Here is a 25,417-nt window from a genome sequence, read left to right as displayed (position 1 = left end):
GCCCTACCCGTTCCCGAAGCCGGCGCTCGCAGCCTTGGTCAGCGGCTCCAGCCAGGTCAGACCGACGATCACCAACGGGAAGGCGAAGGCGGCGCAGGCCCAACCGATCCACTTCGCCTCGACCGGCGCGGCGTCGGTGGCGATGTCGTCCACCGGCGCATCGAACCACATCAGCTTGAGGATGCGCAGATAGTAGAAGGCGGCGACGACCGAGGCGACCAGGCCGGCGGCCGCGACGGGCCACAGTCCTGCATCGGCGGCTGCGCCGAACACATAGTATTTGCCCCAGAAGCCCGAGAACGGCGGCATGCCCAGGACCGACAGCGACAGGATGGTCAGGGCCACGGCCGTCAGCGGCCGATCCTTCTTCAAGCCAGCCAGATCGGCGATGCGGCGGATCGGACGGCCCGACTTGGACAGGCTGAGCAGGATGGCGAAGAAGCCCAACTGATCGATGACATACAGCGTCATGAACATCAGCATGGCCTGCAGGCCCTCGTCCGTGCCCGCCGCAATGCCCAGCAGGGCGTAACCGATGTTGGCGATCGAGGAATAGGCCAGCAGGCGCTGGATGTCCTTTTGCGCCAGACCGCCGAAAGCGCCGACGACGAAGCTGATCAGGGAGATGGCGATCAGGACCTGCGACCACTGCGCGTGGGCGTCGCCGAAACCGTTTTCCAGCGCGCGGGCGATCAGCACCATGGCAGCGACCTTGGGCGCCGTGGCGAACAGCGCCACGACCGGCGTCGGCGCGCCTTCATAGACGTCGGGCGTCCACATGTGGAACGGCGCGGCCGAAACCTTGAACGCCAGGCCGCAGATCAGGAAGACCAGGCCGAAGACCAGGCCCGGGCCGGGATTGTCGGCGGCGACGGCGGCGATGTCCTCGAACCGCATCGAGCCGGCGAAGCCGTAGATCAGGCTGGCGCCATACAGCAGCAGGCCCGACGACAGCGCGCCCAGGACGAAATACTTCAGGCCTGCTTCCGACGCCTTGACGTCGTTGCGGTGGAAGGCGGCGAGCACATACAGGGCCAGCGAGTGCAGCTCGATCCCGACGTACATGGAGATTAGGTCGCCCGAGGACGCCATCATCCCCATGCCGGCCGAGGCCAGCACGATCAGGACCGGATATTCGAACTTGGCGATGCGCGTGCGCTTCATCCAGCCGTCACCCAGCACGACCGCCACGGCGGCCGACAGATAGATCAGGCTCTTGGCGTAGATGGCCAGAGGATCGGCGACATAGGCGCCGTTGAAGGCGACGCCCCACGGTCCGACGATCGAGATGACCGACGCGGCGATCAGCAGCAGGACCGACAGGATCGAGACCAGACGAGCGCTCTTGTCGCCCATGAAGGCGCCGACCATCAGCAGGACCAGGGCGCCGACCGCGAGGGTGACTTCCGAGGCGGCGAGATGCAGGGCGGAGGATAGATCAGGCATCTGTAAGTCTCACCCGCCGATCGCGGCGCGATACGCGCTGGTCAGGGCCTCGACGGCAGGCCCGGTGTAATCGAGGACGGAGGCCGGATGGACCCCCAGCCAGATGGTGCCGACGATCAGGGGCACGAACAGCAGCAGTTCGCGCTTGTCGATGTCGGTGATGGTCTCAAGCTTCGGATTGGTGATCTCGCCGAACATGACCGCGCGGTACAGGGTCAGGGCATAGACCGCCGAGAAGATGACGCCCGAGGCCGCGACCAGCGCCGCCCAGGTCGAGGCGTTGTAGGCCCCCGTCATGGTCAGAACTTCGCCGATGAAGCCCGAGGTGCCCGGCAGGCCGACGTTGGCCATGGTGAACATCAGGAAGATGGCGGCGTACCACGGCATCTTGGAGGTCAGGCCGCCGTAGAAGGCGATCTCGCGGGTGTGCATCCGGTCGTAGACGACGCCGACGCACAGGAACAAGGCGCCCGAGATCAGGCCGTGGCTGATCATCTGGAAGATGGCGCCCTGCATGCCGATGTCGTTGCCGGCGAAGATGCCCAGGGTCACAAAGCCCATGTGGGCCACGGACGAATAGGCGATCAGCTTCTTGATGTCCGTCTGACGCCAGGCGACCAGCGACGTATAGACGATGGCGATCACCGACAGGGTGAAGACCAGCGGCCGGAACATCTCCGACGCCATCGGGAACATCGGCACGTTGAACAGGATGAAGCCGTATCCACCCAGCTTCAGCAGGATGCCGGCCAGGATGACCGAACCGGCCGTCGGCGCCTGGACGTGGGCGTCGGGCAGCCAGGTGTGGACCGGCCACATCGGCATCTTGACCGCGAACGAAGCGAAGAAGGCCAGCCAAAGGATCGGCTGGACGGCCGGATCGAAGGCGAAACGCTTCAGCTCAGGAATGCTGGTGGTGCCCGCCTCATGCGCCATCCACAGCATGGCCAGCAGCATCAGGACGGACCCCAGCAGGGTGTAGAGGAAGAACTTGTAGGCCGCGTAGATGCGGTTCTGACCGCCCCAGATGCCGATGATCAGGAACATCGGGACCAGCGTGCCTTCGAAGAAGATGTAGAAGAGGAACAGGTCCAGCGAGGTGAACACCCCGATGACCAGCGTCTCCAGCACCAGGAAGGCGATCATATATTCGACGACGCGCGTCTCGACCGACTTCCAGCTGGCCAAGATGCAGATCGGCATCAGGAAGGCCGTCAGGAGCACGAACAGGATCGAGATCCCGTCGACGCCCAGGTGATAGCTGGCGCCCGCGAACCACGGGACCATCTCCACGAACTGATAGCCGGTGTTAGCGGGGTCGAAGCCGGCGACCAGCACGACCGACACCGCCAGGGTCACCAGGGTGGTGATCAGCGCGATCCAACGCGCGGCCGGCGCGGTCGCGTCGGCCGACTTTGACGTCAGCCGAGCGGCGAAGATCGCCAGGGCCCCGACCAGGGGCAGGAATGTAACGAGGCTCAGGATGTAGGGCACGAGATCAGGCTCCCCACGCGAGGATGGCGAAGGTGAGCAGACCAGCCACCCCGAGCAGCATCACGAAGGCGTAGTGATAGACATAGCCGGACTGGATCTTGCCCAGTCGAGCGGCGGATTTCAGCGACACCCAGGCGGCGCCGTTCGGGCCCAGACCGTCGATGATCTTCACGTCGCAGATCTTCCAGAAGAAGTTCCCGATGGCGCGGAAGCCGCACACGAAGACGAAGTCGTACAACTCGTCGAAATACCACTTGTTGTAGAGGAAGCGGTAGATGGCGCCGTTCCGCTCGGCCATGCGACGGCCCATGCCCTCGCGAGCCACGTAGATCCAATAGGCGAAGGCGGTGCCGATCAGCGTCAGGATCAGCGGCGACCATTTCACCCAGGTCGGAACGCCGTGGCTTTCGTGCAGGACGTGGTTGTTTGCACCGGTGAAGATCGCGCCGCGCCAGAACTCGCCCTCATGGTGGCCGATAAAGTGCGGCGCGAAGACGAAGCCGGCGGCGACGGCGCCGACCGACAGCAGGATCAGCGGAACCAGCATGACCAGCGGGCTCTCATGCGGCTTCAGCGGACCATGATGACCGTGGTCGTCATGCGCATGATCTTCGTGATGATCGCCGACCGGCTCGGAATGGGTTTCCAGCTGGGCGTGGGAAGCGTGGTCGTCAGCATGATGGGCGTCGCCCTCTTCCTTCCACACCGGCTTGTTGTGGAAGGTCATGAAGACCAGGCGCCACGAATAGTAGGCCGTCAGACCGGCGGCGATGATGCCGACGAAGAAGGCGAACAGACCGATGGCCGAGTGACCCGAGGCCGCCGAGGCATAGGCGCTCTCGATGATAGAATCCTTGGAGTAGAAGCCGGCGAAGCCGCCGACGCCGGGGATGCCCAGGCCGGTGATGGCGATGGTGCCGATGGTCATCACCGCATAGGTGACCGGCAGCAGCTTCCACAGGCCGCCCATCTTCCGCATGTCCTGCTCGTGGTGCATGCCGTGGATCACCGAGCCGGCGCCCAGGAACAGCAAGGCCTTGAAGAAGGCGTGCGTGAACAGGTGGAACATGGCCGCCTGATAGGCGCCGACGCCCGCCGCGAAGAACATGTAGCCCAGCTGCGAACAGGTCGAATAGGCGATGACCCGCTTGATGTCGTTCTGGGTCAGGCCAACCGTGGCGGCGAACAGGGCCGTGATCGCGCCGATGATGGCGATGATCTGCGACGCGCCCGGCGCGTACTCATAGATGGGGCTCAGCAGGCAGACCATATAGACGCCGGCGGTGACCATGGTCGCGGCGTGGATCAGCGCCGACACCGGTGTTGGGCCTTCCATCGCGTCCGGCAACCAGGTGTGCAGGAAGAACTGGGCCGACTTGCCCATGGCGCCGATGAACAGCAGGAACCCGGCCAGATCCAGCGCGGACCACTGGACGCCCAGGAACTCCCACGTCGTGCCGGCCTTGGTGGCGATCAGCGGGAACAGTTCGGCGAAGTTGATGGTGCCGTACATCCAGAAGATCGTCATGATCCCCAGCACGAAACCGAAGTCGCCGACGCGGTTGACGACGAAGGCCTTGATGGCGGCGGCGCTGGCCGTCGGCTTCTTGAACCAGAAGCCGATCAGCAGATAGGACGCCAGGCCCACGCCTTCCCAGCCGAAGAAGATCTGCATGAAGTCGGCCGCCGTCACCAGCGCCAGCATCATGAAGGTGAACAGCGACAGATAGGCGAAGAAGCGCGGCCGGCTGTCGTCCTCGGCCATGTAGCCCCAGGAATACAGGTGAACCAGCGAGGACACGCTGGTGACCACGATCAGCATGGTCGCCGACAGGGCGTCGATACGGATCGACCAGGCCGACTGGAAGTCGCCCACGTTGATGAAGGGCGCCAGGCGAATGGTGAAGGGCTCAAGATGGCCCCAGGTCCACTGGCCGAACACCGTCCAGGCCACGGCACACGAGAAGAACAGCAGGCCGGTCGTAACGGCTTGCGACGGGATGGAGCCGATCCGGCGTCCGAAGAAGCCGGCGATGGCCGCGCCCAGCAGCGGGGCGAAGATCCCGAGAATGACGAGGGTATGGAAAGTCACGCTCAGCCCTTCATCACGGAGGCGTCGTCCACGGCGATGTCGCCGCGGTTACGGAAGAAGGTCACCAGGATCGCCAGGCCGACGGCGGCCTCGGCCGCGGCGACGGTCAGGACGAACATCGCCATGATCTGCCCGCTGATCTCGTTCAGATAGGCCGAGAAGGCGACGAAGTTGATGTTCACCGCTAGCAGGATCAGCTCGATCGACATCAGGATGATGATGACGTTCTTGCGGTTCACGAAGATGCCGAACACCCCGATGGTGAACAGGATCGCGGCGACCGTCAGATAGTGGGCCAGACCGATCATCAGAGTAGCTCCTCGGCGCTGACGCCTTCGCCCGTGGCGGCGGACTTGATCTCGACCGACTTGCGACGGTCGCGGTTCACCTGGTCGCCGGGGTTCTGGCGTTTGATGTGCGGCTTGTGGCGCAGGGTCAGGGTGATGGCGCCGATCATCGCGATCAGCAGCACGATCCCGGCCGCCTGGAAGAAGTAGACATAGTCTGTGTAGAGCACGCGGCCGATGGCCTCGACGTTGGTCACGCTGGCGTCCGGCGCGCCCGGCGCCGGCAGGCCTGCAGCGGCGCCGCCCTGAACCACGGCGACCGAGACGATGATCATCTCCACCAGCAGCACGGCGGCGATGATGGCGCCCAGCGGCAGATAGCGCGCGTAGCCTTCGCGCAGCTTCAGGAAGTCCACGTCCAGCATCATGACGACGAACAGGAACAGCACCGCGACCGCGCCCACATAGACGACGACCAGCAGCATCGCCAGGAACTCGGCGCCCAGCAGCACGAACAGACCCGCCGACGAGAAGAAGGCCAGGATCAACCACAGCACGCTGTGCACCGGGTTGCGCGCGGTCACGACCAGAAGGCCGGAAACCGTGGCGACCGCCGCCAGCAGATAGAAGGCTATGCCTTGCAGCATGTCGGGACGAAGCCCCTTTCGTATCGGCCGCGACCCCGTTCAGGAATCGCCGACCCGTTTAGCGAGATGCGCCTTAGCGGTAAGGCGCGTCGAGTTCCAGATTCTTGGCGATCTGCCGTTCCCAGCGATCGCCGTTATCGAGCAGGCGTTGCTTGTCGTAGAGCAGCTCTTCGCGCGTCTCCACGGCGAACTCCGAGTTCGGCCCTTCCACGATGGCGTCCACCGGGCAGGCCTCCTGGCACAGGCCGCAGTAGATGCATTTGACCATGTCGATGTCGTAGCGGGTCGTGCGGCGGCTGCCGTCGGCGCGCGGCTCGGCCTCGATGGTGATGGCCTGGGCGGGGCAGATGGCTTCGCACAGCTTGCAGGCGATGCAGCGTTCCTCGCCGTTCGCATAGCGACGCAGCGCGTGCTCGCCACGAAAGCGCGGGGACTGCGGATTGCGCTCGAACGGATAGTTCACCGTCATCTTGGGACGGGCCATATATTTCAGCGACAGACCGATGGCGCCGATGACGTCCAGCATCATCGCGCCCTTGGTCGCCTGGACGATACGGGTGAACATCAGGGCTTATCCTTGGGGGCGGGCGTCGTCTTGGGAGCGGTCTGGCTGGCGCGCCAGTCCTGTTCGATGCGGTCCTGGCGTTGCTGCCATTGATAGCTCGACTCGGGCATACGCGAAGCGTCGGGCGCGCAGGCGGCGGTCATCGTCACAAGACCGAGGCCGATGGTGAGGCCGCGCATCACGACCCCACAACGAAGACGCGCCACGCCGACACGATCACAACCGCGACCAGCGACGTCGGCAGGAAGATCTTCCAGCCCAGACGCATCAGTTGGTCATAGCGATAGCGCGGCACGAAGGCCTTCACCATCGAGATCATGATGAACCAGAAGACCGTCTTGGCCATGAAAGTCAGCAGATAGATCGTATAGGCGATCCAGGCCGGCAGCCCATCCATCCAGGCCTGCGGCACGCCGGGGTTCCAGCCGCCGAAGAACAGCAGGCTGATCATCGCCGACATGAAGACGATGTTGACGTACTCGCCCATCATGAACAGCAGATAGGGCGTCGAGCTGTATTCGACCTGATAACCGGCGACCAGTTCGGATTCGGCCTCGGGCAGGTCGAATGGCGGGCGGTTGGTCTCGGCCAGGGCCGAGATGAAGAAGATGATCGACATCGGGAAAAGGATCACCACCAGCGGCCAGGTATCGGCGCCGCCGCCGAAGCCGTACCAGTTCCAGAACATGCCCTTTTGGCTGTCGACGATGGCCGACAGGTTCATGGTGCCGGCCAGCAGGATCACATTGATGATGATCAGGCCCAGCGAGACTTCATAGGACACCATCTGCGCCGCCGAACGCAGCGAGCCCAGGAACGGATACTTCGAGTTCGAAGCCCAGCCGCCCATGATGATGCCGTAAACGCCCAGCGACGACACCGCGAAGATGTACAGGATGCCGACGTTCAGGTCCGACACGACCCAACCGGGCGCGAACGGAATGACCGCCCAGGCCATGAAGGCCAGGATGACGGTGATGATCGGCGCGATGATGAAGACCGCCTTGTCCGCGCCGGCCGGGATCACGACCTCCTTCAGCACGAACTTGATCATGTCGGCGAAGGATTGAAGCAGGCCGAAGGGGCCGACGACGTTCGGACCCTTGCGCATCTGCACGCCGGCCCAGACCTTGCGGTCGGCCAGCAGCAGGAAGGCGACGGCGATCAGCACGCCGACCGTGATCAGCAGGACCTGACCGACGGTGATCAGCGTCCAGCCCAGAGGCGTGGCCCAGAAGGAAACGGGGTCCATGGCTTACTCCGCCGCCATTGCGACCGACTGGATCCGCAGGGCGGACAGCTCGGCCATCGTCGCGCTGGCGCGCGCTATCGGATTTGAAAGATACGGGTCGGCCACCGCCGAGACGAAGGCGCGGTCGCCCAGATCGCCCTTGGCGCCCAGGGCCGCCACGTCGAACGCCGCCGACGCGGGCAGACAGTCGATCCGGCCAAAGGTCGGGTGATCGCCCATCAGCTTGGCGCGCAGTTGCTCCAGCGTGTCGTAAGGCAGGGTCTTGTCGACGCGCGCCGACAGGGCGCGGATGATGGCCCAGTCTTCCTTCGCCTCGCCCTTGGGGAAGACGACGCGTTCGGCCATCTGCACCCGGCCCTCGGTGTTGACGTACAGGCCGGCCTTCTCGGTATAAGCCGCGCCCGGCAGGATCACGTCCGCGCCATGCGCGCCGCGGTCGCCGTGGCTGCCCAGATAGACGCGGAAGGCGTTCGAACCGGTCGGATCGATCTCGTCGGCGCCCAACAGGAACAGCACGTCCAGCGCATCTGGCTTCAGCATTTCGGCGACAGTCAGGCCGCCCTCAGCCGGCACGAAGCCCATGTCCAGACCGGCCACGCGCGAGGCGGCGTGGTGCAGGACGTTGAAGCCGTTCCAGCCTTCGGCGACGACGCCGACCTTCTTGGCCAGGGCGCCGAGCGCGTTCAGGACGGCCGGGCCGCCCTCCCCGCCCAGCGCGCCCGAGCCGACGATGATCGCCGGACGCTCGGCCTTCGTCAGGAAGTCCAGCGCCGACTTCGGCAGCTTGGCCAGAGTCTGCGTGCCTGCGCCCAGATAGGCGTAGTCGAACGTCAGGTCGGCCTGTTCGCCGATCAGACCGATCTCCACGTCGCCCTTCAGCCAGGCCTTGCGAAGGCGCGCATTCAGCAGCGGCGCCTCGGTGCGGGGATTGGCGCCGACGATCAGAACGGCGTCAGCCTTTTCAATGCCTTCCAGGCCGGAGTTGAACAGCCATCCCTCGCGAGGGCCATAACCCACGGCGGCCCCGTCCTGGCGGCAGTCGGTGTTGTTGGAGCCGAGCGCGCGGAACAGATCCAGCGTCGCCTTCATCGACTCGGCGTCCTGCAGGTCGCCGGCGATCACGCCGACACGGTCGGCCGGCGCGGCCTTCAGCTTGGCGGCGACGGCGTCCAGCGCCTCGTTCCATGACGCGGCGCGCAGCTTGCCGTTCTCACGGATCCACGGACGGTCCAGACGACGCGCGGTCAGGCCGTCGACGACGTAGCGGCTCTTGTCCGACAGCCACTCCTCGTTAATGCCCTCGTTGACACGCGGCAACACGCGCATGACCTCGGACCCGCGATAGTCGGCGCGGATGTTCGAGCCCAGGGCGTCCATGACGTCGATGGTCTCGGTCTTCTTCAGTTCCCACGGACGATAGTGGTACTGCCAAGGACGGTGCGTCAGGGCGCCGACCGGGCACAGGTCATTGACGTTGCCTGACAGTTCCGAGGCGACCGACTTCTCCAGATAGGTCGTGATCTCGGCGTCCTCGCCGCGCGATATCATGCCGATGTCCGGCACGCCGGCGACTTCGGTGATGAAGCGGACGCAGCGCGTGCACTGAATGCAGCGCGTCATGAAGGTCTTGATGGTCGGACCCATCGCCTTTTCTTCGACCGCGCGCTTGTTCTCCGAATAGCGCGAGCCGTCGCGGCCATAGCCGACCGACTGGTCCTGCAGGTCGCACTCGCCGCCCTGGTCGCAGATCGGGCAATCCAGCGGGTGGTTGATCAGCAGGAACTCCATCACCCCTTCGCGAGCCTTCTTGACCATCGGCGTGTCGGTGAAGATTTCCTGACCGTCGGCGGCCGGAAGCGCGCACGAAGCCTGCGGCTTCGGCGGTCCAGGCTTCACCTCGACCAGGCACATGCGGCAGTTGCCGGCGATGGACAGGCGCTCGTGATAGCAGAAGCGCGGAATCTCGTGTCCCGCGCGTTCGGCGACCTGGAGCACGGTCATGCCGGGCTCAAACTCGGTTTCGACGCCGTTGACCTTGGCGATAGGCATCAGCGGGCCTCTTGCTTGGCGGCGGGAGCCGCCATTTGTACATCCACGGACATCCGCTGACCGTCGCGGAACAGGCCCGCACCGTCGGCTTCCGCCCGGCATTCAAATTCCAGCCTGCCGCCATCGACCGGCGCGCGCCACGACACCTGGGCCGTGCGTTCGCCGGTGGCGGTGAAGACGACGGCGTCGCCTTCTTGGCCATACATGCGGTTCACCACATCGCGGCAAGCCGCTTCGAGGTTCGCCGGAGCCGCCGCCGTCGCGACAGGCCCGACTTCAGCAGGAGCCGCCGTCGCGGGCGCGGTCGACGCTTCAGGCGCAGCCTTTTCCCGCTCGCCGCAAGCGGCGAGGATCGGAAGCGTCAGCAACAGGGCGACGGCGAGGCGCATCTCTACTCCGCCGCGATCGCGTGGCCGGCGAAGTTCGCGCGGCGGCTGCGATAGTTGGCGATCCGCTCTTCGATCTCGTGACGGAAATGACGGATCAGGCCCTGAACCGGCCAGGCGGCGGCGTCGCCCAGGGCGCAGATGGTGTGGCCTTCAACTTGTCCGGCGACGTCCAGCAGCAGGTCGATCTCCGACGGATCGGCCTCGCCCACAGCCATCCGTTCCAGCACGCGCCACATCCAGCCGGTGCCTTCGCGGCACGGCGTGCACTGGCCGCAGCTCTCGTGCTTGAAGAAGTAGCTGATGCGGGCGATCGCCTTCACGATGTCGGTGGATTCGTCCATCACCGTCACGCCGGCGGTGCCCAGCGACGAGCGAACCTCGCGCATGGAATCGAAGTCCATCAGGACCGTCTCGGCCTGTTCGCGCGTGATGACCGGGCAGGACGCGCCGCCCGGGATGATGGCCTTCAGATTGCTCCAGCCGCCGCGCACGCCGCCGCCGTGATCCTCGATCAGCTGACGCAGCGGGATCGACATGGCCTCTTCGACCACGCAGGGGGTGTTCACGTGGCCGGACAGCGACATCAGTTTGGTGCCGGTGTTGTTCGGACGGCCGAAGCTGGCGAACCAGTCGGCGCCGCGACGCAGGATCGTGCCGACGACGGCGATCGACTCGACGTTGTTCACCGTGGTCGGGCAGCCGTAGAGACCCGCGCCGGCCGGGAACGGCGGCTTCAGACGCGGTTGACCCTTCTTGCCTTCCAACGATTCCAGCAGAGCCGTCTCTTCGCCGCAGATATAGGCGCCCGCGCCGTGGTGGATATAGACGTGGAAGTCCCAGCCGTGGACGTTGCCGTCGCCGATCAGCTTGGCCTCATAGGCCTGCTTGACGGCGGCTTCCATCCGCTCGCGCTCCAGCACGTATTCGCCGCGCAGATAGATGTAGCAGGCGTGGGCCTGCATCGCGAAGCTGGCGATCAGCGCGCCTTCGATCAGCAGGTGCGGATCATGGCGCATGATCTCGCGGTCCTTGCAGGTCGCGGGCTCGGATTCGTCGGCGTTGATAACCAGGTAGTGAGGACGATCCTTCACTTCCTTGGGCATGAACGACCACTTCAGGCCGGTCGAGAAGCCCGCGCCGCCACGGCCGCGCAGACCCGAGGCCTTGACGTTGTTGATGATCCAGTCGCGGCCAAGGTCCAGCATGTCCTTGGTGGCGTTCCAGGCGCCGCGGTTCTTCGCCCCATCCAGCGTCCAGTCGTGGAAGCCGTACAGGTTGGTGAAGATGCGATCCTTGTCTTCGAGAATGCCGACCATGGCCCTCAGAGTCCTTCCGCCAGACGGCGCTTGTGGTGGCGCGTGCGCATCCAGATGGCCGCGATGACCATCACCCAGCCCGCCGCCAGCATGAAGTAGGAGAGATTGACCGCCCACGGTCCGACTGCGCCCTGACGCGAGATCAGGATCAGAACGGCCGCGCCGACGACCATAGCCAGGCCGCCCGCGCGCAGCGGACGCCCGACGTTGCGCAGTTCCTTGCGGTAGGCTGCGCGGCCCTCCTCGGTGTTCAGATCCGGCGGCGACATCAGGCTGGGGCCTTCTCGACCGGCGCGGGATCGCTGTTTGGCAGCTTCTTGATCGGCTTGGCGGCCGAGCCGTCATACAGCGTCGCGTCCAGCAGGGTCTTGGCCCCGCCTTCCGGCGCCGCATTGGTGCGACCGATGTAGGAACCCCGCTCGGGCGTCTTGCCGGCGGCGAAATCGTCGATGATCTGGCCTATCGTCTCGGGCGTCAGGTCCTCGAAATAGTAGTCGTTGATCTGGGCCATCGGCGCGTTGGAGCAGGCGCCCAGGCACTCGACTTCCTGCCAGGTGAAGCGGCCGTCTGCGGACAGATGATCCTTGGGACCGATCTTCTCCTTGCAGACGCGCATCAGCTCATTGGCGCCGCGCAGCATGCAAGGCGTGGTGCCGCACACCTGGATCAGCGCCGTCTTGCCGACCGGCTCCAGCATGAACATGGTGTAGAAGGTCGCGACCTCCAGCACCCGGATGTAGGCCATGTCCAGCAGCTCGGCGATCGCGCGGATAGCGGGTTCGGACACCCAGCCTTCCTGCTTCTGCACCAGCCACAGGATCGGGATTACCGCCGACTGACGACGGCCATCCGGATATTTCTTGATCCACCATTCGGCCTTGGCCGTCGTATCGGCCGAGAAGGCGAACGAGGCGGGCTGTTCCTTGGCGAGACGACGAACGCTCATCGGTCCACTTCTCCGAAAACGATGTCGAGCGAGCCCAGGATGGCGGACACGTCGGCCAGCTGGTGGCCACGGTTCATCCAATCCATCGCCTGCAGCGAGCGGAAGCCCGGCGCCGAGATCTTCACGCGATAGGGTTTGTTGGTGCCGTCCGACACCAGATAGATGCCGAACTCGCCCTTGGGCGCCTCGACCGAGGCATAGACCTCGCCCTCGGGCGTCTTGAATCCCTCGGTGTAGAGCTTGAAGTGGTGGATTAGCGACTCCATCGAGCGCTTCATCTCGCCACGGCGCGGCGGGACGATCTTGTTGTCCTCGACCATCACCGGCTCGCCGGGGCAGTTGCGCAGCTTGTGGATGCACTGCTCCATGATCCGCACCGACTGCTTCATCTCCTCGATGCGCACCAGATAGCGGTCCCAGCAGTCGCCGTTCTTGCCGACGACCACGTCGAAGTCGAGCTCGGCATAGCACTCATAGGGCTGCGACTTGCGCAGGTCCCAGGCGATGTTAGAGCCGCGCAGCATCACGCCGGTGAAGCCCCATTCCAGAGCTTCCTGCTTGGACACCACGCCGATGTCGACGTTGCGCTGTTTGAAGATGCGGTTCTCGGTGACCAGGCTTTCGATGTCCTTCAGCGCCGGCGGGAACTCGTGGCACCAGCGGCCGATGTCGTCGATCAGGTCCATCGGCAGGTCCTGGTGGACGCCGCCGGGACGGAAGTAGTTGGCGTGCAGACGGGCGCCGCAGGCGCGCTCGTAGAACACCATCAGCTTTTCGCGTTCTTCAAAGCCCCAGAGCGGCGGCGTCAGGGCGCCGACGTCCATGGCCTGGGTCGTCACGTTCAGCATGTGCGACAGGATGCGGCCGATCTCCGAATACAGGACGCGGATCAGCTGCGCCCGGTACGGAACCTCGATGCCCAGCAGCTTCTCGATCGCCAGGCAGAAGGCGTGCTCCTGGTTCATCGGCGAGACGTAGTCCAACCGGTCCAGATACGGCACGTTCTGAAGGTATGTGCGGGCCTCCATCAGCTTTTCGGTGCCGCGGTGCAGCAGGCCGATGTGCGGATCGACGCGCTCGACGATCTCGCCGTCCAGCTCCAGCACCAGGCGCAGCACGCCGTGCGCGGCCGGGTGTTGCGGGCCGAAGTTGATGGTGAACTTGCGGTCTTCCATTTCGCGCGCATGGGCGGTGCGGGTGTCGAGATCGTCCTCGAACACATCGACGCCCAGCGGCGGCAGGGTGGGGTTTCCGTCAGCCATTACGCCTGGCCTCCCGCCTTCTCGTCACCGGGCAGGACCGGCGCGGGGTATTCGGCGCCCTCCCAGGGCGACAGGAAATCGAAGGTGCGGAACTCTTGGGTCAGCTTGACCGGCTCATAGACCACGCGGCGCTGTTCCTCGTCGTAGCGGACCTCGACATAGCCCGTCATCGGGAAGTCCTTGCGCAGCGGATGGCCTTCAAAGCCGTAGTCCGTCAGCAGGCGACGCATGTCCGGGTGGCCCGAGAACAGCATGCCGTACATGTCGTAGGCTTCACGCTCGAACCAGTTGGCGGCCGGATAGGCCGAGATGACCGAGGGCACCGGCTGGGTCTCGTCGGTCGAGACCTTGACCCGCAGGCGCGCGTTCCGCGTCATCGACAGCAGGTGATAGACCACCTCGAACCGCTCCTTGCGATCCGGATAGTCCACGCCGCACAGGTCGAGCAGCTGCTGGAAGCCGAACTGATCGCGCAGCGCCGTCAGCACCTCGACGATCCGCTCGCGCGGCGCGACCAGCGTCAGTTCGCCGAACGCCACCTGGGCCTCGACACCCAAGGCGCCGACCATCTCGGCGCCCAGCGGCGTCAGGGCGGCTTCGTGTTGCGCTTGAACAGCCAGAGAGGTCATCGGTCGATGGTCCCCGTGCGACGGATCTTCTTCTGCAGTTGCAGCAGGCCGTACAGCAGCGCCTCGGCCGTCGGCGGGCAGCCGGGCACATAGACGTCCACCGGCACCACGCGGTCGCAACCGCGCACGACGCTGTAACTATAGTGGTAGTAGCCGCCGCCGTTGGCGCAGCTGCCCATCGACACGACATAACGCGGATCGGGCATCTGGTCGTAGACCTTGCGGATGGCCGGGGCCATCTTGTTGGTCAGGGTGCCGGCGACGATCATCAGGTCCGACTGACGCGGGCTGGCCCGCGGCGCCATGCCGAAGCGCTCGACATCGAAGCGCGGCATCGACATCTGGATCATCTCGACCGCGCAGCAGGCCAGGCCGAAGGTCATCCACATCAGCGAGCCCGTGCGGGCCCAGTTGATGACGTCGTCGGCGGCAGCGACCAGATAGCCGCGCTCGCCGAGCTCCATGTTCACGGCCTCGAAGAACTTGTCGTGGACCTTGGGGTCATAACCCTCGACGGTCGAACGCGCGCCGGCGCCGGCCGGAACCAGCGGCGCGCCCGATGCAGACACCAGGCCTGCGGGCTTGGAAGCGGCGACTACTCCCATTCCAGGGCTCCCTTCTTCCATTCGTAGATGAAGCCGATGGTCAGCACGCCCAGGAAGACCATCATCGACCAGAAGGCGAAGACCATGCCGGCGTGCGACAGATCGAACATCGACACCGCCCACGGGAACAGGAAGGCGACTTCCAGGTCGAAGATGATGAACAGGATCGACACCAGATAGAAGCGGATGTCGAACTTCATCCGGGCATCATCGAAGGCGTTGAAGCCGCACTCATAGGCCGACAGCTTCTCGCTATCGGGGCTCTTCGGCGCCAGCAGCAGCGGCAGCACGATGAAAAGAATGCCGATGAAGGCGGCCACGCCGGCGAAGACCAGGACCGGAAGATATTCGAGAAGGAATGCGTTCATTCGAAGAACCTCGTCCGCCGGGGAGAGGCGGGATTCGGCGCTTCTTAGACCCAAGACCGCCGCCGTTCAAACCCCTGCGGCCATTGGATTTTCATTGAGAACGGCTCGCAACTTTGCGCGCCATATGTCGCAGGGCCGACGCTTGCGCGTCGCCGGGCTGCAAAGGCCTATTGGCGAGCCGATCGCGTAACCGAAAGTCATCCGAATGAGCCTAGCCAGCCGCGCCCTGAACGCTGTCGAGCGGATCGGCAATCGACTGCCCGATCCCGTCTTCCTGTTTCTGTGGCTGATCGGCGGTCTGATCGTGCTCAGCATGGTCGGCGCCGGCTTGGGCTGGTCGGCCGTCAATCCGGTGACCGGCGATCAACTGGTCGCCAAGAGCCTGTTGTCGGCCGGGAATCTGGAACAGCTGATCATCGGCATGCCGCGCACCCTGGCGGACTTCCCGCCTCTCGGGATCGTCATCACCATCATCTATGGCGCTTCAGTCGCCGAACGCACGGGGATGTTCGCCACCGCCATTCGCGGCGCCCTGCTGAACGCCCCGCGTTCCATACTGACGCCCGTCGTCGTGATCACCGGCATGGTGTCCCATCACGCGTCGGACGCCTCCTATGTCGTCGTCATCCCGCTGGCGGCCGTCATCTTCGCCGCAGCGGGCCGCCATCCGCTGGCGGGTCTGGCCGCAGGCTTCGCCGCCGTGTCCGGCGGATACGCCGGCAACCTGTTTCCCGGCGCCAGCGACGCCTTGATCCTAGGCATCACCGAGCCGGCCGCCCGCCTGATCGATCCGTCCTATTCGGTCAACATCGCCGGCAACTGGTTCTTCATCGTCGGCGTCGTCTTCGTCTTCACCCCCATCGTCTGGTTTCTGACCGACCGGGTGATCGAGCCGCGCCTCGGCGTCTGGAAGCCGTCAGAGGGGGTCGCCGCACCGAACGCTTCGGAAAAACAGCCCCTGACCGCCGCCGAAAAGCGCGGCCTGAAGTTCGCCGGCCTGGCGCTTCTGGGCATGATCGCGCTCTGGGCCCTGCTGACCTTCATACCGGGCTCGCCGTTCGTCGATCCCGAGGTGGACCCGGAGCAGAAGTTCAATCCGCTCTACAAGTCCCTGGTCGCCTTCTTCGCCATCACCTTCTTCGTCACCGGCGGCGCCTATGGTGCGGGAGCCGGCACGATCCAGTCGCATCGCGACATGGTCACGATGATGCGCGACGGCATCGCCCAGTTGGCGCCCTATATCGTGCTGGCCTTCTTTGCCGCCCACTTCGTGGCCATGTTCAACTGGTCGGGCCTGGGGCCGATCCTGGCGGTCAATGCGGCGGCGGGTCTGAAGACCCTGGCCCTGCCCGCCCCGCTGCTGCTGATCTGCGTCGTCTTCGTCTCCTGCTTCTTCGACCTGTTCATCGGCTCGGCCTCGGCCAAGTGGTCGGCCCTGGCGCCCATTGTGGTGCCGATGTTCATGCTGCTGGGCATTTCGCCGGAGATGACGACCGCCGCCTATCGCATGGGCGATTCCGTCACCAACATCGCCACGCCGTTGATGAGCTACTTCCCGCTGATCCTGACCTTCGCGCAGCGCTGGGATCCACGATTCGGTTTGGGATCGCTGATGGCGACTATGCTGCCGTATGCCGGAGCCTTCCTGGTCGCGGGTCTAGCGATGGTGGCGGCCTGGGTCGCCTTCGACCTGCCGCTGGGGCCGGGCGTCGGCGTCCACTATGAGCCGCCGTCTCCCGCCGAGGCGGCCCATGAGCCGGCCGACGGCGGCGTAGCGGGTCCGCACAGCCCGCCCCAGGCGGCGATGGTCGCACCGTCCACAGCCCCGTCGCGCTGAGGGGCGCGTTTCTCCGAAAAGGTCGCTTGACGCGATGTGTCAGCCCGCCTAAACGACGCCCCTCGCCGGGGCGCACAGCCGCTTCGGCCGGGAAACGCGGGTGTAGCTCAGTTGGTTAGAGTGCCGGCCTGTCACGCCGGAGGTCGCGGGTTCGAGCCCCGTCACTCGCGCCACTCTTTCTAGAAATAGAAGAGTGGCGCACACCGCCTTCCCAAAAAGCTTTCGAAACAGCTCAAAAGTTTCGACCTGATACGCGGGTGTAGCTCAGTTGGTTAGAGTGCCGGCCTGTCACGCCGGAGGTCGCGGGTTCGAGCCCCGTCACTCGCGCCACTTCTTTTCAAGACATCGATAAAAGAAGTGGCGCGCTCCCGTTTTCGGAAACGCGCCATTCGAACACGTCGTGGCCCTGGCCGCTCAGTGCAGCGGCAATGCAATATCCGGGTTCACGAACGCCGCTTCACCCGTCAGCTCGCCATAGACCACGCAGAGGTCTTCGAAGACGCGGTTCCAGGCGAACTGGCTGACCGCCTTCTCGCGCGCCGCCCGACCGATCGCTTCGATGTCGCGCGTGAACAGGGCCTCGACCGCCTGGGCGTAATCGTCGGCGTCCGCGCTGGCGGCCAGTTGCCCCACGCTTTCGTCGACGGTTTCGGCTACCCCGCCCGCGTTGACCCCGACGACGGGCCGGCCGCAGGCCATGGCCTCCAGCACGATCAGCCCGAACGGCTCTTTATCATTGGCGTGAACGAAGGCGTCGCAGCTGGCGATGATCTTTGCGACTGCCTTGGGATCGCTTTCATAGGGCATGGAGATGACGCGATCCTCTTCAGGCATCCCCGCGCCTGCGCCTACAAGAACCAGATGATAGGGCGCCCCCAGCTTCTGGACCGCCTCGATCAGCACATCGACGTTCTTTTCCTTGGCCGGACGACCGGCGAAGCACAGCAGCCGCGCGTCATCGCCCAGACCCAGCTGTTTCAGCAGCCACTGCCGATCACGACGTTCCGGCCGGAAGGTGTCGATCTCCACGCCCAGAGGTCGAATGACGATGTTGTTCACACCGGCCTCTTCCAGGCGCCGTGCGATAAAGCGGCTGGGCGACACGACCCGATCAAACTGTGAAAACAGCTTCGCCCAGCGCTTCTCCACCGGCTTCTTGGCCCATTCGCCGAAATGCAACGCCGCCAGACCGGCCGGATCGGAGTGGCAGAAGCCGACGACCGGGCATCCGACCCGCTGACCGGCCTCCAAAGCCCCCTGCCCCGGTGTGTAAGGGTCGCCGGCCTCGATGATCGACGGCTTCATCGCCGCCACCCAGGCGCTCCAGCGTTTGACTGAACTGGGCCAGCGATAGCCGTCGCCGAACGGCAGCTTGGTCGCCCTAAGCTGTACGATGCCGTCGGCGCGCGCCTTGTGACGCGCGCCGGGGACGATCAGCGAATGACTGATCCCCGGCCGATTGGCCTCGATCCATGCCTTCTTGGACAGGATATAGCGCTTCACCCCGCCTGAGCGCGGCGCATAGAGCATTGTAGTGTCCACCAGGCGAGGTCGCTCGTCCATCGCCGCCGCCTTTAGGGCCCGCAGCGTTTCGGCGACTTCCACGTCCAGCCCCGGAATCAGTCGGAGTTCGCTTTCCTGGACGTCGAGGTCTGTCATGCTCATGGAGTGTTCTCGCCTGGTCTGGGCTGTCGAACGCCGAAGGGGTTCGATGGATGCGTCCACGGGACGCGGCCTTTGGACCGTTCGACGCCCGTAGACCCGGGCGCGGCAAAGCTCAAGTGCGCGCCGTCGCGATTTCCTCCGCATTCGCCCTATCGGGCATCGACGAGCGAACACGGGTCGTCTTACAGGATTGGCTCAAGACCATCACGGCCTTGCATTCGCCTCAAATTCGATAAACTTGGAACGCTGGCGCGGACCCTGCTAAGGGGTCTCCCGTAACGTGACGCGTGACCACCAGGGGTTTCTACCGAATGCGTATTTTGCTCGCGACCGCCGTGGCGATCGCCCCCTTGATGGTCGCCACAGGATCCCAGGCCGAGATCGTGATCTCAAACGCCCGGACGACGCCGATCCAGACGTCCAATGCGACGGGCACGGCCGCCGACAACATCCGCATCGCCAGCGGCGGCAGCGTCGCCGTCGCCTCGGGCGCGGCGGTGACCCTGAACAGCAACAACACGGTCGATCTGGACAGCGGCGGTTCCATCACGATGGACAAGTCGGCCGACGGCTCGACGGGTCTTCTGGTCAATGGCGGTAACACCGGTTCGGTGATCGTCGGCGGCTCGATCACCGTCAACGACACGCTGGAAACTGCGGACATCAAGGACACCGACGGCGACGGCGACCTGGACGGTCCCTTCGCCACCGGGACCGGTCGTTACGGCGTGCGGGTCACCGGCGCCTCGCCCTTCACTGGCAACATCCTGGTCGAGGGCACGGGCGCGATCGCGGTCGAGGGCAACAACTCCTACGGGCTGTCCGTCGAATCCGCCCTGAACGGCAAGCTTCAGAGCCTGGGCAACGTCCGTGTGACCGGCAACGACAGCGCCGCCATCCGCACCACGGGGCCGATTTCCGGCAATGTCGATCTTGCAGGCTCCATCTCGGCGCTCGGCGCCAATGCGACGGGCGTTTCCATCGAAGGTGACGTCGGCGGCGCGCTCAAGATCCACTCCTCCGTGGTCGCCACGGGCTATCGCTACACCACCCCGCCGCCGGTACGTCCGACGACCGGCACGTTCGATAACGCCACGACCCTGTTCCTCGACGAACTCGACGCAGACGATCTGCTGCAAGGCGGACCGGCCGTGCGCGTCGGCGCCAATGTCGCCGGCGGCGTGCTGCTGGACAAGGCGCTCGCCTATTCCGAGGCGGGCATCGAGGGCGACGACGACAAGGACGGCGTCAAGAACGGCGACGAGGATGATGACGGCGATGGCGTCAAGAACCGCGACGACACCGATCGCGACGGCGACGGCATCCCGGACGCCAGCGAGACAGCCGCCTCCATTACGTCATTGGGCGGCGCGCCTGCGCTGTTGATCGGTTCGACGACACAGGCGGTGACCCTCGGCGCCGTCGGTACAGGCGATGCGGCCTATGGCCTGATCAACCGCGGCACTATTGTCGGCTCCGGCCTCTATTCCGGCGTGGAGTTCCGCGCCGTGCAACTCGGCGTGACCGGCGGCCAGGCCGTCAACGTCGTCGGCGGCGTGCGCAACGAGGGCGGCATCTCATCGACCGCCGTCGATGCCAACGCCACGGCTCTCTGGATCGGCTCGGGCGTGACCGCTCCGACGATCAACAACTCGGGCGCCATTCAGGCCGTCGCCTCGGGCAAGCAGGCCCAAAGCGCGACCAGCATCCTGATCGGTGCGGGCGCCAACGTCGGCTCCCTGACCAACACCGGCAATCTCGTCGCCTCTTTCGGCGGCAATCAGGGTTCGGCCACCGTTATTCGTGACCAGTCCGGCAGCCTGACCCAGCTGAACAACGCCGGTTCGATCATCGGCTCGCTCACCCCTAACACCGACGATACAAATCCGGTGACTGGCAAGGTGACCGCCATCGACGTCTCGGCCAACACGACCGGCGTCACCCTGCGGCAGTACGGCATTCCCGCCGCTGCCGGCAGCACCGCCACGGACACGGACAAGGACGGCGTGCCGGACGCGAACGAACCGGCTATCGTCGGCGCGATCAAGCTGGGCTCGGGCGCCGACACGCTCAATATCGAGAACGGCGTCGTCAACGGCGACATCGATTTCGGCGCCGGCGCCGACCGGCTGAACATCAGCGGCGGCGCGGTTGTGACCGGCACCATCGCCAACAGCGACGGCCTGCTGGACATCAACGTGTCGAAGGGCACCCTGGCCGCCACCCAGACGGGCGCCACGGCGATCTCCAACCTGAACATCGGCGCCGAAGGGACATTGCTGGTCAATCTTGACCCCGCCAACGACCGCGCCGGCGGCTTCAATGTCAGCGGCAATGCGACCCTGGCGACAGGCTCCACTCTGGGCGTCCGCTTCTCGTCGCTGATCGATCAGCCTGAGCGGTTCAACGTCATCACGGCCGGCACGCTGAATGTGGGTCAGATCAACCAGACCCTGCTGTCGGACAACTCGCCCTATCTTTACGTCGTGCAGGGCGGCGTGGCCGGCAACACCGTCTATGTCGACGCGCGTCGCCGTACGGCCTCCGAGGCCGGGTTGATCCCGGTCGAGGCGTCCGCCTACGACGCCGTCTACGGCGCGCTGGGGTCCAATGAGGCCCTGCGCAACCTGTTCCTGTCGCAAACGTCGCGCGACGGCTTCATCGACGCCTACGAGCAGATGCTGCCCGACCACTCCGGCGGGCCGCTGATGTCGCTGTCGGCCGGCGTCGATGCGGTCACCCGCGCGCTGACCGGCCGCAACGCCGCCGCTGCGCCGGGTGAAACCAGCGCCTGGGTCCAGGAGATCAACTTCTACGCCGACAAGGACAAAACCGACTCCTACGGTTTCCGCTCGGAAGGCTTCGGCGTCGCCGGCGGCGTCGAAAAGGGCACCAGCCTGGGCGCCGTCGGCATCTCGGCCGCCTTCACCTCGTCCGACATCAAGGATCCCGAGGCCGAGGCCGAAGAGGTCCTGTCCGCCAACCTGCTGGAGTTGGGCCTCTACTGGCGCGCTCAGGGTCAGTACTGGACGACCTGGGCCCGTGCGGCGGGGGGCTACGCTTCCTTCAGCGCCGATCGCTCGCTGGTCGCTACCGGCGTCTATCTGAACAACAAGTCCGACTGGCATGGCTGGACGGCGGCGGTCGCCGGCGGCGCTTCTTACGAGCGCAACTTTGGCCGCCTGAACATTCGCCCCGAAATCTACGGCGAGTATTTCAGCCTGTCGGAGGGCTCGCGCAGCGAGAAGGGCGGCGGCGACGGCTTCGATCTCAACATCGATTCGCGCGACAGCCACATCTTCTCGGCGGTGGCGGCGATGAACGTCGGCTATGGCTTCGGCCGCAACGGCTGGATTCGTCCGGAACTGCGCGTCGGCTATCGCCAGAATATCTCGGTCGACGCCGGCGAAACCATCGCTCGCTTCGCCAGCGGCGGCCCGGACTTCATTCTGTCGCCGGACGCCATCGAAGGCGGCGGGGCGATCCTGGGCTTCCGCCTGAACTTCGGCAACGAACTGGGCATGCTGTCGCTGACCGGCGACGCCGAGCTGCTGGAAGACTACGTCCGCTACTCGCTGCTGCTGCGGGCCAGCTTCCGCTTCTGATCGCAGCCCGATCCAGACAAACGAAAGGCCGCCGGAGCGATCCGGCGGCCTTTTTGTTTGGTAGGCGGCGACGGGTTCGAACCGCCGACCCTCTCGGTGTAAACGAGATGCTCTGACCAGCTGAGCTAGCCGCCCCCAAGGGCAGAGACGGGCTTATGCCCGTCGCGCCTCAACCGTTCAAGGCGCTTTTCAAACCTTCTCCTGGGCGAAAGCGCGCGGTGCGCGAGGCCGGGCGTGCGACCGCCGCGCCGGTCTGCGGATTGCGCGCAACGCCAGCCTTGCGGTCCACGGCGACGAAACTGCCGAAACCGATCAGCTTCACATCCGCGCCCCGCGTCAGCGACTCGGTCACGCCGTCGGTAAACGCTTCCAGCGCCGTCTTGGCCTGGTCGCGGCTAATGTTCGCCGCGCTGGCCATCCGGCCGATCAGTTCCGCCTTGGTCATCCGTCCCCTCCAGAACGAACCACTAAAGGACAGATCGGCGGTTGCGTCAAAAACGAAAACGCCGCCGGTGGGATCACCGGCGGCGCTCGATGTTCAACTCGGCGTTAGTGGCTGACCGCCGCCGCCGGTCCTTCCGGAGCCACGACCGGGGCCGGCAGGGGTTCGGCCGCCTCGTCCCACTCCACCGGCGTCAGGGTGCCGACAAGCGCCCACTTCAGCGCCTCGTCCGCCGTGGAGATCGGCACGATCTCCAGCGCCGACTTCACATTGTCCGGCACGTCAGCGAGATCCTTCTCGTTCTCCTGCGGGATCAGCACCGTCTTGACGCCGGAGCGCAGGGCCGCGAGCAGCTTCTCCTTCAGGCCGCCGATGGCGGTGACCCGGCCGCGCAGGGTGATCTCGCCGGTCATGGCGATATCCTTGCGGATCGGAATGCCGGTCAGGACAGAGACCATCGCCACCGTCATGGCCACGCCGGCGGACGGGCCGTCCTTGGGCGTCGCGCCGTCCGGCACGTGGACGTGGATGTCGGTCTTCTCGAACACCGGGGGCTTGACGCCGAAGGCCAGGGCCCGCGAGCGGACGTAGGATGCCGCCGCCGAGATCGACTCCTTCATCACGTCCTTCAGATTGCCGGTCACGGTCATGCGCCCGCGGCCCGGCATCTTGATGGCTTCGATGGTCAGGATGTCGCCGCCGAACTCGGTCCAAGCCAGACCGGTGACGATGCCGACCTGATCCTCCTCGTCCGTCTCGCCATAGCGGAACTTCTTGACGCCCGCATAGTCGGCCAACTTGGCCTCATCGACCGTGATCGACTTGGCGCCCGTCTTGGCCATTTCGCGCACGGCCTTGCGGGCCAGACCGCCCAGAGCGCGCTCCAGCGAACGCACGCCGGCCTCGCGGGTGTAATAGCGGATCAGATCGCGGATCGTGTCTTCCGGCACGATCAGTTCGCCGTCCTTCAGGCCGTGGTCCGCCAACTGCTTGGGCAGGACGTGGCGCTTGGCGATCTCGACCTTCTCATCTTCGGTATAGCCCGAGACCCCAATGATCTCCATCCGGTCCATCAGCGGCTGCGGCATGTTCAGGCTGTTCGCGGTCGTCACGAACATCACCTGGGACAGGTCGTAGTCCACCTCCAGATAGTGGTCGCCGAAAGTCGAGTTCTGCGCCGGGTCCAGCACCTCCAGCAGGGCCGACGACGGATCGCCGCGCCAGTCGGACCCCAGCTTGTCGATCTCGTCCAGCAGGACGAAGGCGTTGGTGGTCTTGGCCTTCTTCATCGACTGAATGATCTTGCCGGGCATGGAGCCGATGTAAGTCCGGCGGTGACCCCGGATCTCGCTCTCGTCGCGCACGCCGCCCAGCGACATGCGGACGTACTCACGCCCTGTCGCCTTGGCGATGGACTTGGCCAGCGAGGTTTTGCCGACACCGGGAGGGCCGACCAGGCACAGGATCGGCCCCTTCAGGCTGCCGGTGCGGGCCTGGACCGCCAGATACTCAATGATCCGTTCCTTGACCTTCTCCAGGCCGAAGTGATCCTCTTCCAGGATGTCCTCGGCCTTGGCCAGATCGATCGGCTTCTGCTTGGCCTTGCCCCACGGCACGGACAGCAGCCAGTCGAGATAGTTGCGCACGACCGTCGATTCCGCCGACATCGGGCTCATGTTGCGCAGCTTCTTGACCTCGGCCTCGGCCTTGGTCCGCGCTTCCTTCGACAGGCGCGTCTTACGGATGCGCTTCTCCAAATCCATGATCTCGTCGCGCGCATCGTCGGTCTCGCCCAACTCGCGCTGGATCGCCTTCATCTGCTCGTTCAGATAATATTCGCGCTGGGTCTTCTCCATCTGGCGCTTCACACGCGAGCGGATCTTCTTTTCGACCTGAAGGACCGAGATCTCACCCTCCATCAGCCCATAGACCTTCTCCAGCCGCTTGGGCACGTCGAAGGTTTCCAGCAGGCCCTGCTTATCGGCGATCTTGACCGAGAGATGGGCCGCGACCGAGTCCGCCAGCTTGGAGGCGTCGGTGATCTGGGGGATGGAGCTGAGGGCCTCGGGCGGAACCTTCTTGTTCAGCTTCACATAGTTTTCGAACTGCTCGACCACGGCGCGCAGCATGGCTTCGGCCTGCGAGGCGTCGCCGGCTTCGTCCTCGATCTCGACGGCCTCGGCCTCGAAATACTCCTCACGGTCGGTGAAGCGGGTCAGGCGCGCGCGACCCTTGCCCTCCACCAGCACCTTGACCGTGCCGTCGGGCAGTTTCAGCAGTTGCAGCACCGAGGCCAGCACGCCGATGGGATAGATGGCGTCAGGCGACGGATCGTCGTCGACGCTGTTCTTCTGGGTCGCCAGCAGGATCTGCTTTTCGCCCTTCATGATCTCGTCCAGCGCCTTCACCGACTTTTCGCGTCCGACGAAGAGCGGCACGACCATGTGCGGGAAGACGACAATATCTCTCAGCGGCAGGACGGGCAGGATTTTTGGTTCAGTCATGATGCGTACTCCTGGGC

22 protein-coding genes and 3 tRNA genes are annotated in these 25,417 nt (G+C 65.1%); 4 read left to right on the top strand and 21 right to left on the bottom strand.

Going from position 1 to position 25,417, the window contains the following annotated elements; all coding sequences use genetic code 11:
- Window positions 1-3: 3 nt before the first annotated feature.
- From nuoN to B3T77_RS08125, 17 genes are all read right to left on the bottom strand, one after another.
- Window positions 4-1,446, bottom strand: coding sequence for an NADH-quinone oxidoreductase subunit NuoN (gene nuoN, locus B3T77_RS08205; RefSeq protein ID WP_292078759.1), 1,443 nt, complete (start codon window positions 1,444-1,446; stop codon window positions 4-6).
- A gap of 9 nt (window positions 1,447-1,455) precedes the next feature.
- The gene (locus B3T77_RS08200; protein WP_165116613.1) at window positions 1,456-2,940 is read right to left on the bottom strand and encodes an NADH-quinone oxidoreductase subunit M; all 1,485 of its coding nucleotides are present in this window, start codon (window positions 2,938-2,940) and stop codon (window positions 1,456-1,458) included.
- A gap of 4 nt (window positions 2,941-2,944) precedes the next feature.
- Window positions 2,945-5,032, bottom strand: coding sequence for an NADH-quinone oxidoreductase subunit L (gene nuoL / locus B3T77_RS08195; RefSeq protein ID WP_292078755.1), 2,088 nt, complete (start codon window positions 5,030-5,032; stop codon window positions 2,945-2,947).
- Between the two features lie 2 nt (window positions 5,033-5,034).
- The gene (gene nuoK, locus B3T77_RS08190) at window positions 5,035-5,340 is read right to left on the bottom strand and encodes an NADH-quinone oxidoreductase subunit NuoK (protein WP_292078754.1); all 306 of its coding nucleotides are present in this window, start codon (window positions 5,338-5,340) and stop codon (window positions 5,035-5,037) included.
- Window positions 5,340-5,966: an NADH-quinone oxidoreductase subunit J gene (locus B3T77_RS08185; protein ID WP_017503986.1), complete on the bottom strand. Its 627-nt coding sequence runs from the start codon at window positions 5,964-5,966 to the stop codon at window positions 5,340-5,342. The genes nuoK and B3T77_RS08185 overlap by 1 nt, the downstream gene beginning before the upstream one ends.
- Before the next feature lie 73 nt (window positions 5,967-6,039).
- Entirely contained in the window at window positions 6,040-6,531 is a 492-nt protein-coding gene (gene nuoI / locus B3T77_RS08180) for an NADH-quinone oxidoreductase subunit NuoI (RefSeq protein ID WP_017503987.1), read from the bottom strand.
- The gene (locus tag B3T77_RS08175) at window positions 6,531-6,710 is read right to left on the bottom strand and encodes a hypothetical protein (protein ID WP_165116611.1); all 180 of its coding nucleotides are present in this window, start codon (window positions 6,708-6,710) and stop codon (window positions 6,531-6,533) included. Before B3T77_RS08175 ends, nuoI begins: the two co-directional genes overlap by 1 nt.
- Entirely contained in the window at window positions 6,710-7,783 is a 1,074-nt protein-coding gene (gene nuoH, locus B3T77_RS08170) for an NADH-quinone oxidoreductase subunit NuoH (RefSeq protein WP_039247406.1), read from the bottom strand. The genes B3T77_RS08175 and nuoH overlap by 1 nt, the downstream gene beginning before the upstream one ends.
- A gap of 3 nt (window positions 7,784-7,786) precedes the next feature.
- Window positions 7,787-9,832: an NADH-quinone oxidoreductase subunit NuoG gene (nuoG, locus tag B3T77_RS08165; RefSeq protein ID WP_292078748.1), complete on the bottom strand. Its 2,046-nt coding sequence runs from the start codon at window positions 9,830-9,832 to the stop codon at window positions 7,787-7,789.
- Window positions 9,832-10,221, bottom strand: coding sequence for a hypothetical protein (locus B3T77_RS08160; protein ID WP_292078746.1), 390 nt, complete (start codon window positions 10,219-10,221; stop codon window positions 9,832-9,834). The genes nuoG and B3T77_RS08160 overlap by 1 nt, the downstream gene beginning before the upstream one ends.
- Window positions 10,222-10,223: 2 nt before the next feature.
- Window positions 10,224-11,537, bottom strand: a complete 1,314-nt coding sequence (nuoF, locus tag B3T77_RS08155) for an NADH-quinone oxidoreductase subunit NuoF (protein ID WP_039247403.1) — start codon at window positions 11,535-11,537, stop codon at window positions 10,224-10,226.
- A 5-nt stretch (window positions 11,538-11,542) separates the two neighbouring features.
- Window positions 11,543-11,806, bottom strand: coding sequence for a hypothetical protein (locus tag B3T77_RS08150; protein WP_017503994.1), 264 nt, complete (start codon window positions 11,804-11,806; stop codon window positions 11,543-11,545).
- On the bottom strand, window positions 11,806-12,483 hold the full coding sequence (nuoE, locus tag B3T77_RS08145; protein WP_292078742.1) for an NADH-quinone oxidoreductase subunit NuoE: 678 nt from the start codon (window positions 12,481-12,483) through the stop codon (window positions 11,806-11,808). The genes B3T77_RS08150 and nuoE overlap by 1 nt, the downstream gene beginning before the upstream one ends.
- Window positions 12,480-13,658: an NADH-quinone oxidoreductase subunit D gene (locus tag B3T77_RS08140; RefSeq protein WP_156355926.1), complete on the bottom strand. Its 1,179-nt coding sequence runs from the start codon at window positions 13,656-13,658 to the stop codon at window positions 12,480-12,482. Before B3T77_RS08140 ends, nuoE begins: the two co-directional genes overlap by 4 nt.
- A gap of 86 nt (window positions 13,659-13,744) precedes the next feature.
- Window positions 13,745-14,374 (bottom strand): NADH-quinone oxidoreductase subunit C, encoded by a 630-nt coding sequence (locus B3T77_RS08135; RefSeq protein ID WP_055809080.1) that lies wholly within the window; start codon window positions 14,372-14,374, stop codon window positions 13,745-13,747.
- Window positions 14,371-15,000 carry a NuoB/complex I 20 kDa subunit family protein gene (locus B3T77_RS08130; RefSeq protein ID WP_087119131.1) on the bottom strand — a complete coding sequence of 210 codons (630 nt, stop codon included), beginning with the start codon at window positions 14,998-15,000 and terminating at the stop codon, window positions 14,371-14,373. The genes B3T77_RS08135 and B3T77_RS08130 overlap by 4 nt, the downstream gene beginning before the upstream one ends.
- The gene (locus B3T77_RS08125) at window positions 14,970-15,347 is read right to left on the bottom strand and encodes an NADH-quinone oxidoreductase subunit A (RefSeq protein WP_017503999.1); all 378 of its coding nucleotides are present in this window, start codon (window positions 15,345-15,347) and stop codon (window positions 14,970-14,972) included. Before B3T77_RS08125 ends, B3T77_RS08130 begins: the two co-directional genes overlap by 31 nt.
- A gap of 205 nt (window positions 15,348-15,552) precedes the next feature.
- Between B3T77_RS08125 and B3T77_RS08120 the strand changes: the two genes are divergently transcribed.
- From B3T77_RS08120 to B3T77_RS08110, 3 genes are all read left to right on the top strand, one after another.
- Window positions 15,553-17,184, top strand: coding sequence for an AbgT family transporter (locus B3T77_RS08120; protein WP_292078738.1), 1,632 nt, complete (start codon window positions 15,553-15,555; stop codon window positions 17,182-17,184).
- Window positions 17,185-17,280: 96 nt separating this feature from the next.
- Window positions 17,281-17,357: transfer RNA gene (locus B3T77_RS08115), tRNA-Asp, on the top strand.
- Between the two features lie 80 nt (window positions 17,358-17,437).
- Window positions 17,438-17,514: transfer RNA gene (locus B3T77_RS08110), tRNA-Asp, on the top strand.
- Between the two features lie 84 nt (window positions 17,515-17,598).
- Here B3T77_RS08110 and B3T77_RS08105 read toward each other — a convergent pair.
- A complete protein-coding gene (locus B3T77_RS08105) occupies window positions 17,599-18,849 on the bottom strand; it encodes a glycosyltransferase (protein WP_292078735.1) in 1,251 nt (416 codons plus the stop codon).
- A gap of 311 nt (window positions 18,850-19,160) precedes the next feature.
- Between B3T77_RS08105 and B3T77_RS08100 the strand changes: the two genes are divergently transcribed.
- Window positions 19,161-22,454, top strand: a complete 3,294-nt coding sequence (locus B3T77_RS08100) for an autotransporter outer membrane beta-barrel domain-containing protein (RefSeq protein ID WP_292078733.1) — start codon at window positions 19,161-19,163, stop codon at window positions 22,452-22,454.
- Between the two features lie 58 nt (window positions 22,455-22,512).
- Here the strand turns inward: B3T77_RS08100 and B3T77_RS08095 are convergent.
- The 3 genes from B3T77_RS08095 to lon form a co-directional block, all read right to left on the bottom strand.
- Window positions 22,513-22,589: transfer RNA gene (locus B3T77_RS08095), tRNA-Val, on the bottom strand.
- Between the two features lie 34 nt (window positions 22,590-22,623).
- The gene (locus B3T77_RS08090) at window positions 22,624-22,899 is read right to left on the bottom strand and encodes an HU family DNA-binding protein (RefSeq protein WP_017504003.1); all 276 of its coding nucleotides are present in this window, start codon (window positions 22,897-22,899) and stop codon (window positions 22,624-22,626) included.
- Between the two features lie 104 nt (window positions 22,900-23,003).
- Window positions 23,004-25,400, bottom strand: coding sequence for an endopeptidase La (gene lon, locus B3T77_RS08085; protein WP_292078730.1), 2,397 nt, complete (start codon window positions 25,398-25,400; stop codon window positions 23,004-23,006).
- Between the last annotated feature and the right edge of the window lie 17 nt (window positions 25,401-25,417).

It is taken from the genome of Brevundimonas sp. UBA7838 (assembly GCF_002500885.1).
GTDB lineage: Bacteria > Pseudomonadota > Alphaproteobacteria > Caulobacterales > Caulobacteraceae > Brevundimonas > Brevundimonas vesicularis_C.
Note: the sequence above shows the minus strand (reverse complement) of the source record. Positions and strands in the feature narration are given on the sequence as shown.

Excerpts from the sequence above, each read along its gene's own strand:
- B3T77_RS08160 (WP_292078746.1), bottom strand. The coding sequence starts at position 10,221 with ATGCGCCTCGCCGTCGCCCTGTTGCTGACGCTTCCGATCCTCGCCGCT.
- nuoI (WP_017503987.1), bottom strand. The coding sequence starts at position 6,531 with ATGTTCACCCGTATCGTCCAGGCGACCAAGGGCGCGATGATGCTGGAC.
- B3T77_RS08105 (WP_292078735.1), bottom strand. The coding sequence starts at position 18,849 with ATGAGCATGACAGACCTCGACGTCCAGGAAAGCGAACTCCGACTGATT.
- nuoH (WP_039247406.1), bottom strand. The coding sequence starts at position 7,783 with ATGGACCCCGTTTCCTTCTGGGCCACGCCTCTGGGCTGGACGCTGATC.
- B3T77_RS08120 (WP_292078738.1), top strand. The coding sequence starts at position 15,553 with ATGAGCCTAGCCAGCCGCGCCCTGAACGCTGTCGAGCGGATCGGCAAT.
- B3T77_RS08125 (WP_017503999.1), bottom strand. The coding sequence starts at position 15,347 with ATGAACGCATTCCTTCTCGAATATCTTCCGGTCCTGGTCTTCGCCGGC.
- nuoG (WP_292078748.1), bottom strand. The coding sequence starts at position 9,832 with ATGCCTATCGCCAAGGTCAACGGCGTCGAAACCGAGTTTGAGCCCGGC.
- lon (WP_292078730.1), bottom strand. The coding sequence starts at position 25,400 with ATGACTGAACCAAAAATCCTGCCCGTCCTGCCGCTGAGAGATATTGTC.
- B3T77_RS08100 (WP_292078733.1), top strand. The coding sequence starts at position 19,161 with ATGCGTATTTTGCTCGCGACCGCCGTGGCGATCGCCCCCTTGATGGTC.
- nuoK (WP_292078754.1), bottom strand. The coding sequence starts at position 5,340 with ATGATCGGTCTGGCCCACTATCTGACGGTCGCCGCGATCCTGTTCACC.
- B3T77_RS08135 (WP_055809080.1), bottom strand. The coding sequence starts at position 14,374 with ATGACCTCTCTGGCTGTTCAAGCGCAACACGAAGCCGCCCTGACGCCG.
- nuoE (WP_292078742.1), bottom strand. The coding sequence starts at position 12,483 with ATGAGCGTTCGTCGTCTCGCCAAGGAACAGCCCGCCTCGTTCGCCTTC.
- B3T77_RS08140 (WP_156355926.1), bottom strand. The coding sequence starts at position 13,658 with ATGGAAGACCGCAAGTTCACCATCAACTTCGGCCCGCAACACCCGGCC.
- nuoF (WP_039247403.1), bottom strand. The coding sequence starts at position 11,537 with ATGGTCGGCATTCTCGAAGACAAGGATCGCATCTTCACCAACCTGTAC.
- B3T77_RS08175 (WP_165116611.1), bottom strand. The coding sequence starts at position 6,710 with ATGCGCGGCCTCACCATCGGCCTCGGTCTTGTGACGATGACCGCCGCC.
- B3T77_RS08090 (WP_017504003.1), bottom strand. The coding sequence starts at position 22,899 with ATGACCAAGGCGGAACTGATCGGCCGGATGGCCAGCGCGGCGAACATT.
- B3T77_RS08150 (WP_017503994.1), bottom strand. The coding sequence starts at position 11,806 with ATGTCGCCGCCGGATCTGAACACCGAGGAGGGCCGCGCAGCCTACCGC.
- B3T77_RS08185 (WP_017503986.1), bottom strand. The coding sequence starts at position 5,966 with ATGCTGCAAGGCATAGCCTTCTATCTGCTGGCGGCGGTCGCCACGGTT.
- nuoN (WP_292078759.1), bottom strand. The coding sequence starts at position 1,446 with ATGCCTGATCTATCCTCCGCCCTGCATCTCGCCGCCTCGGAAGTCACC.
- B3T77_RS08130 (WP_087119131.1), bottom strand. The coding sequence starts at position 15,000 with ATGGAAGAAGGGAGCCCTGGAATGGGAGTAGTCGCCGCTTCCAAGCCC.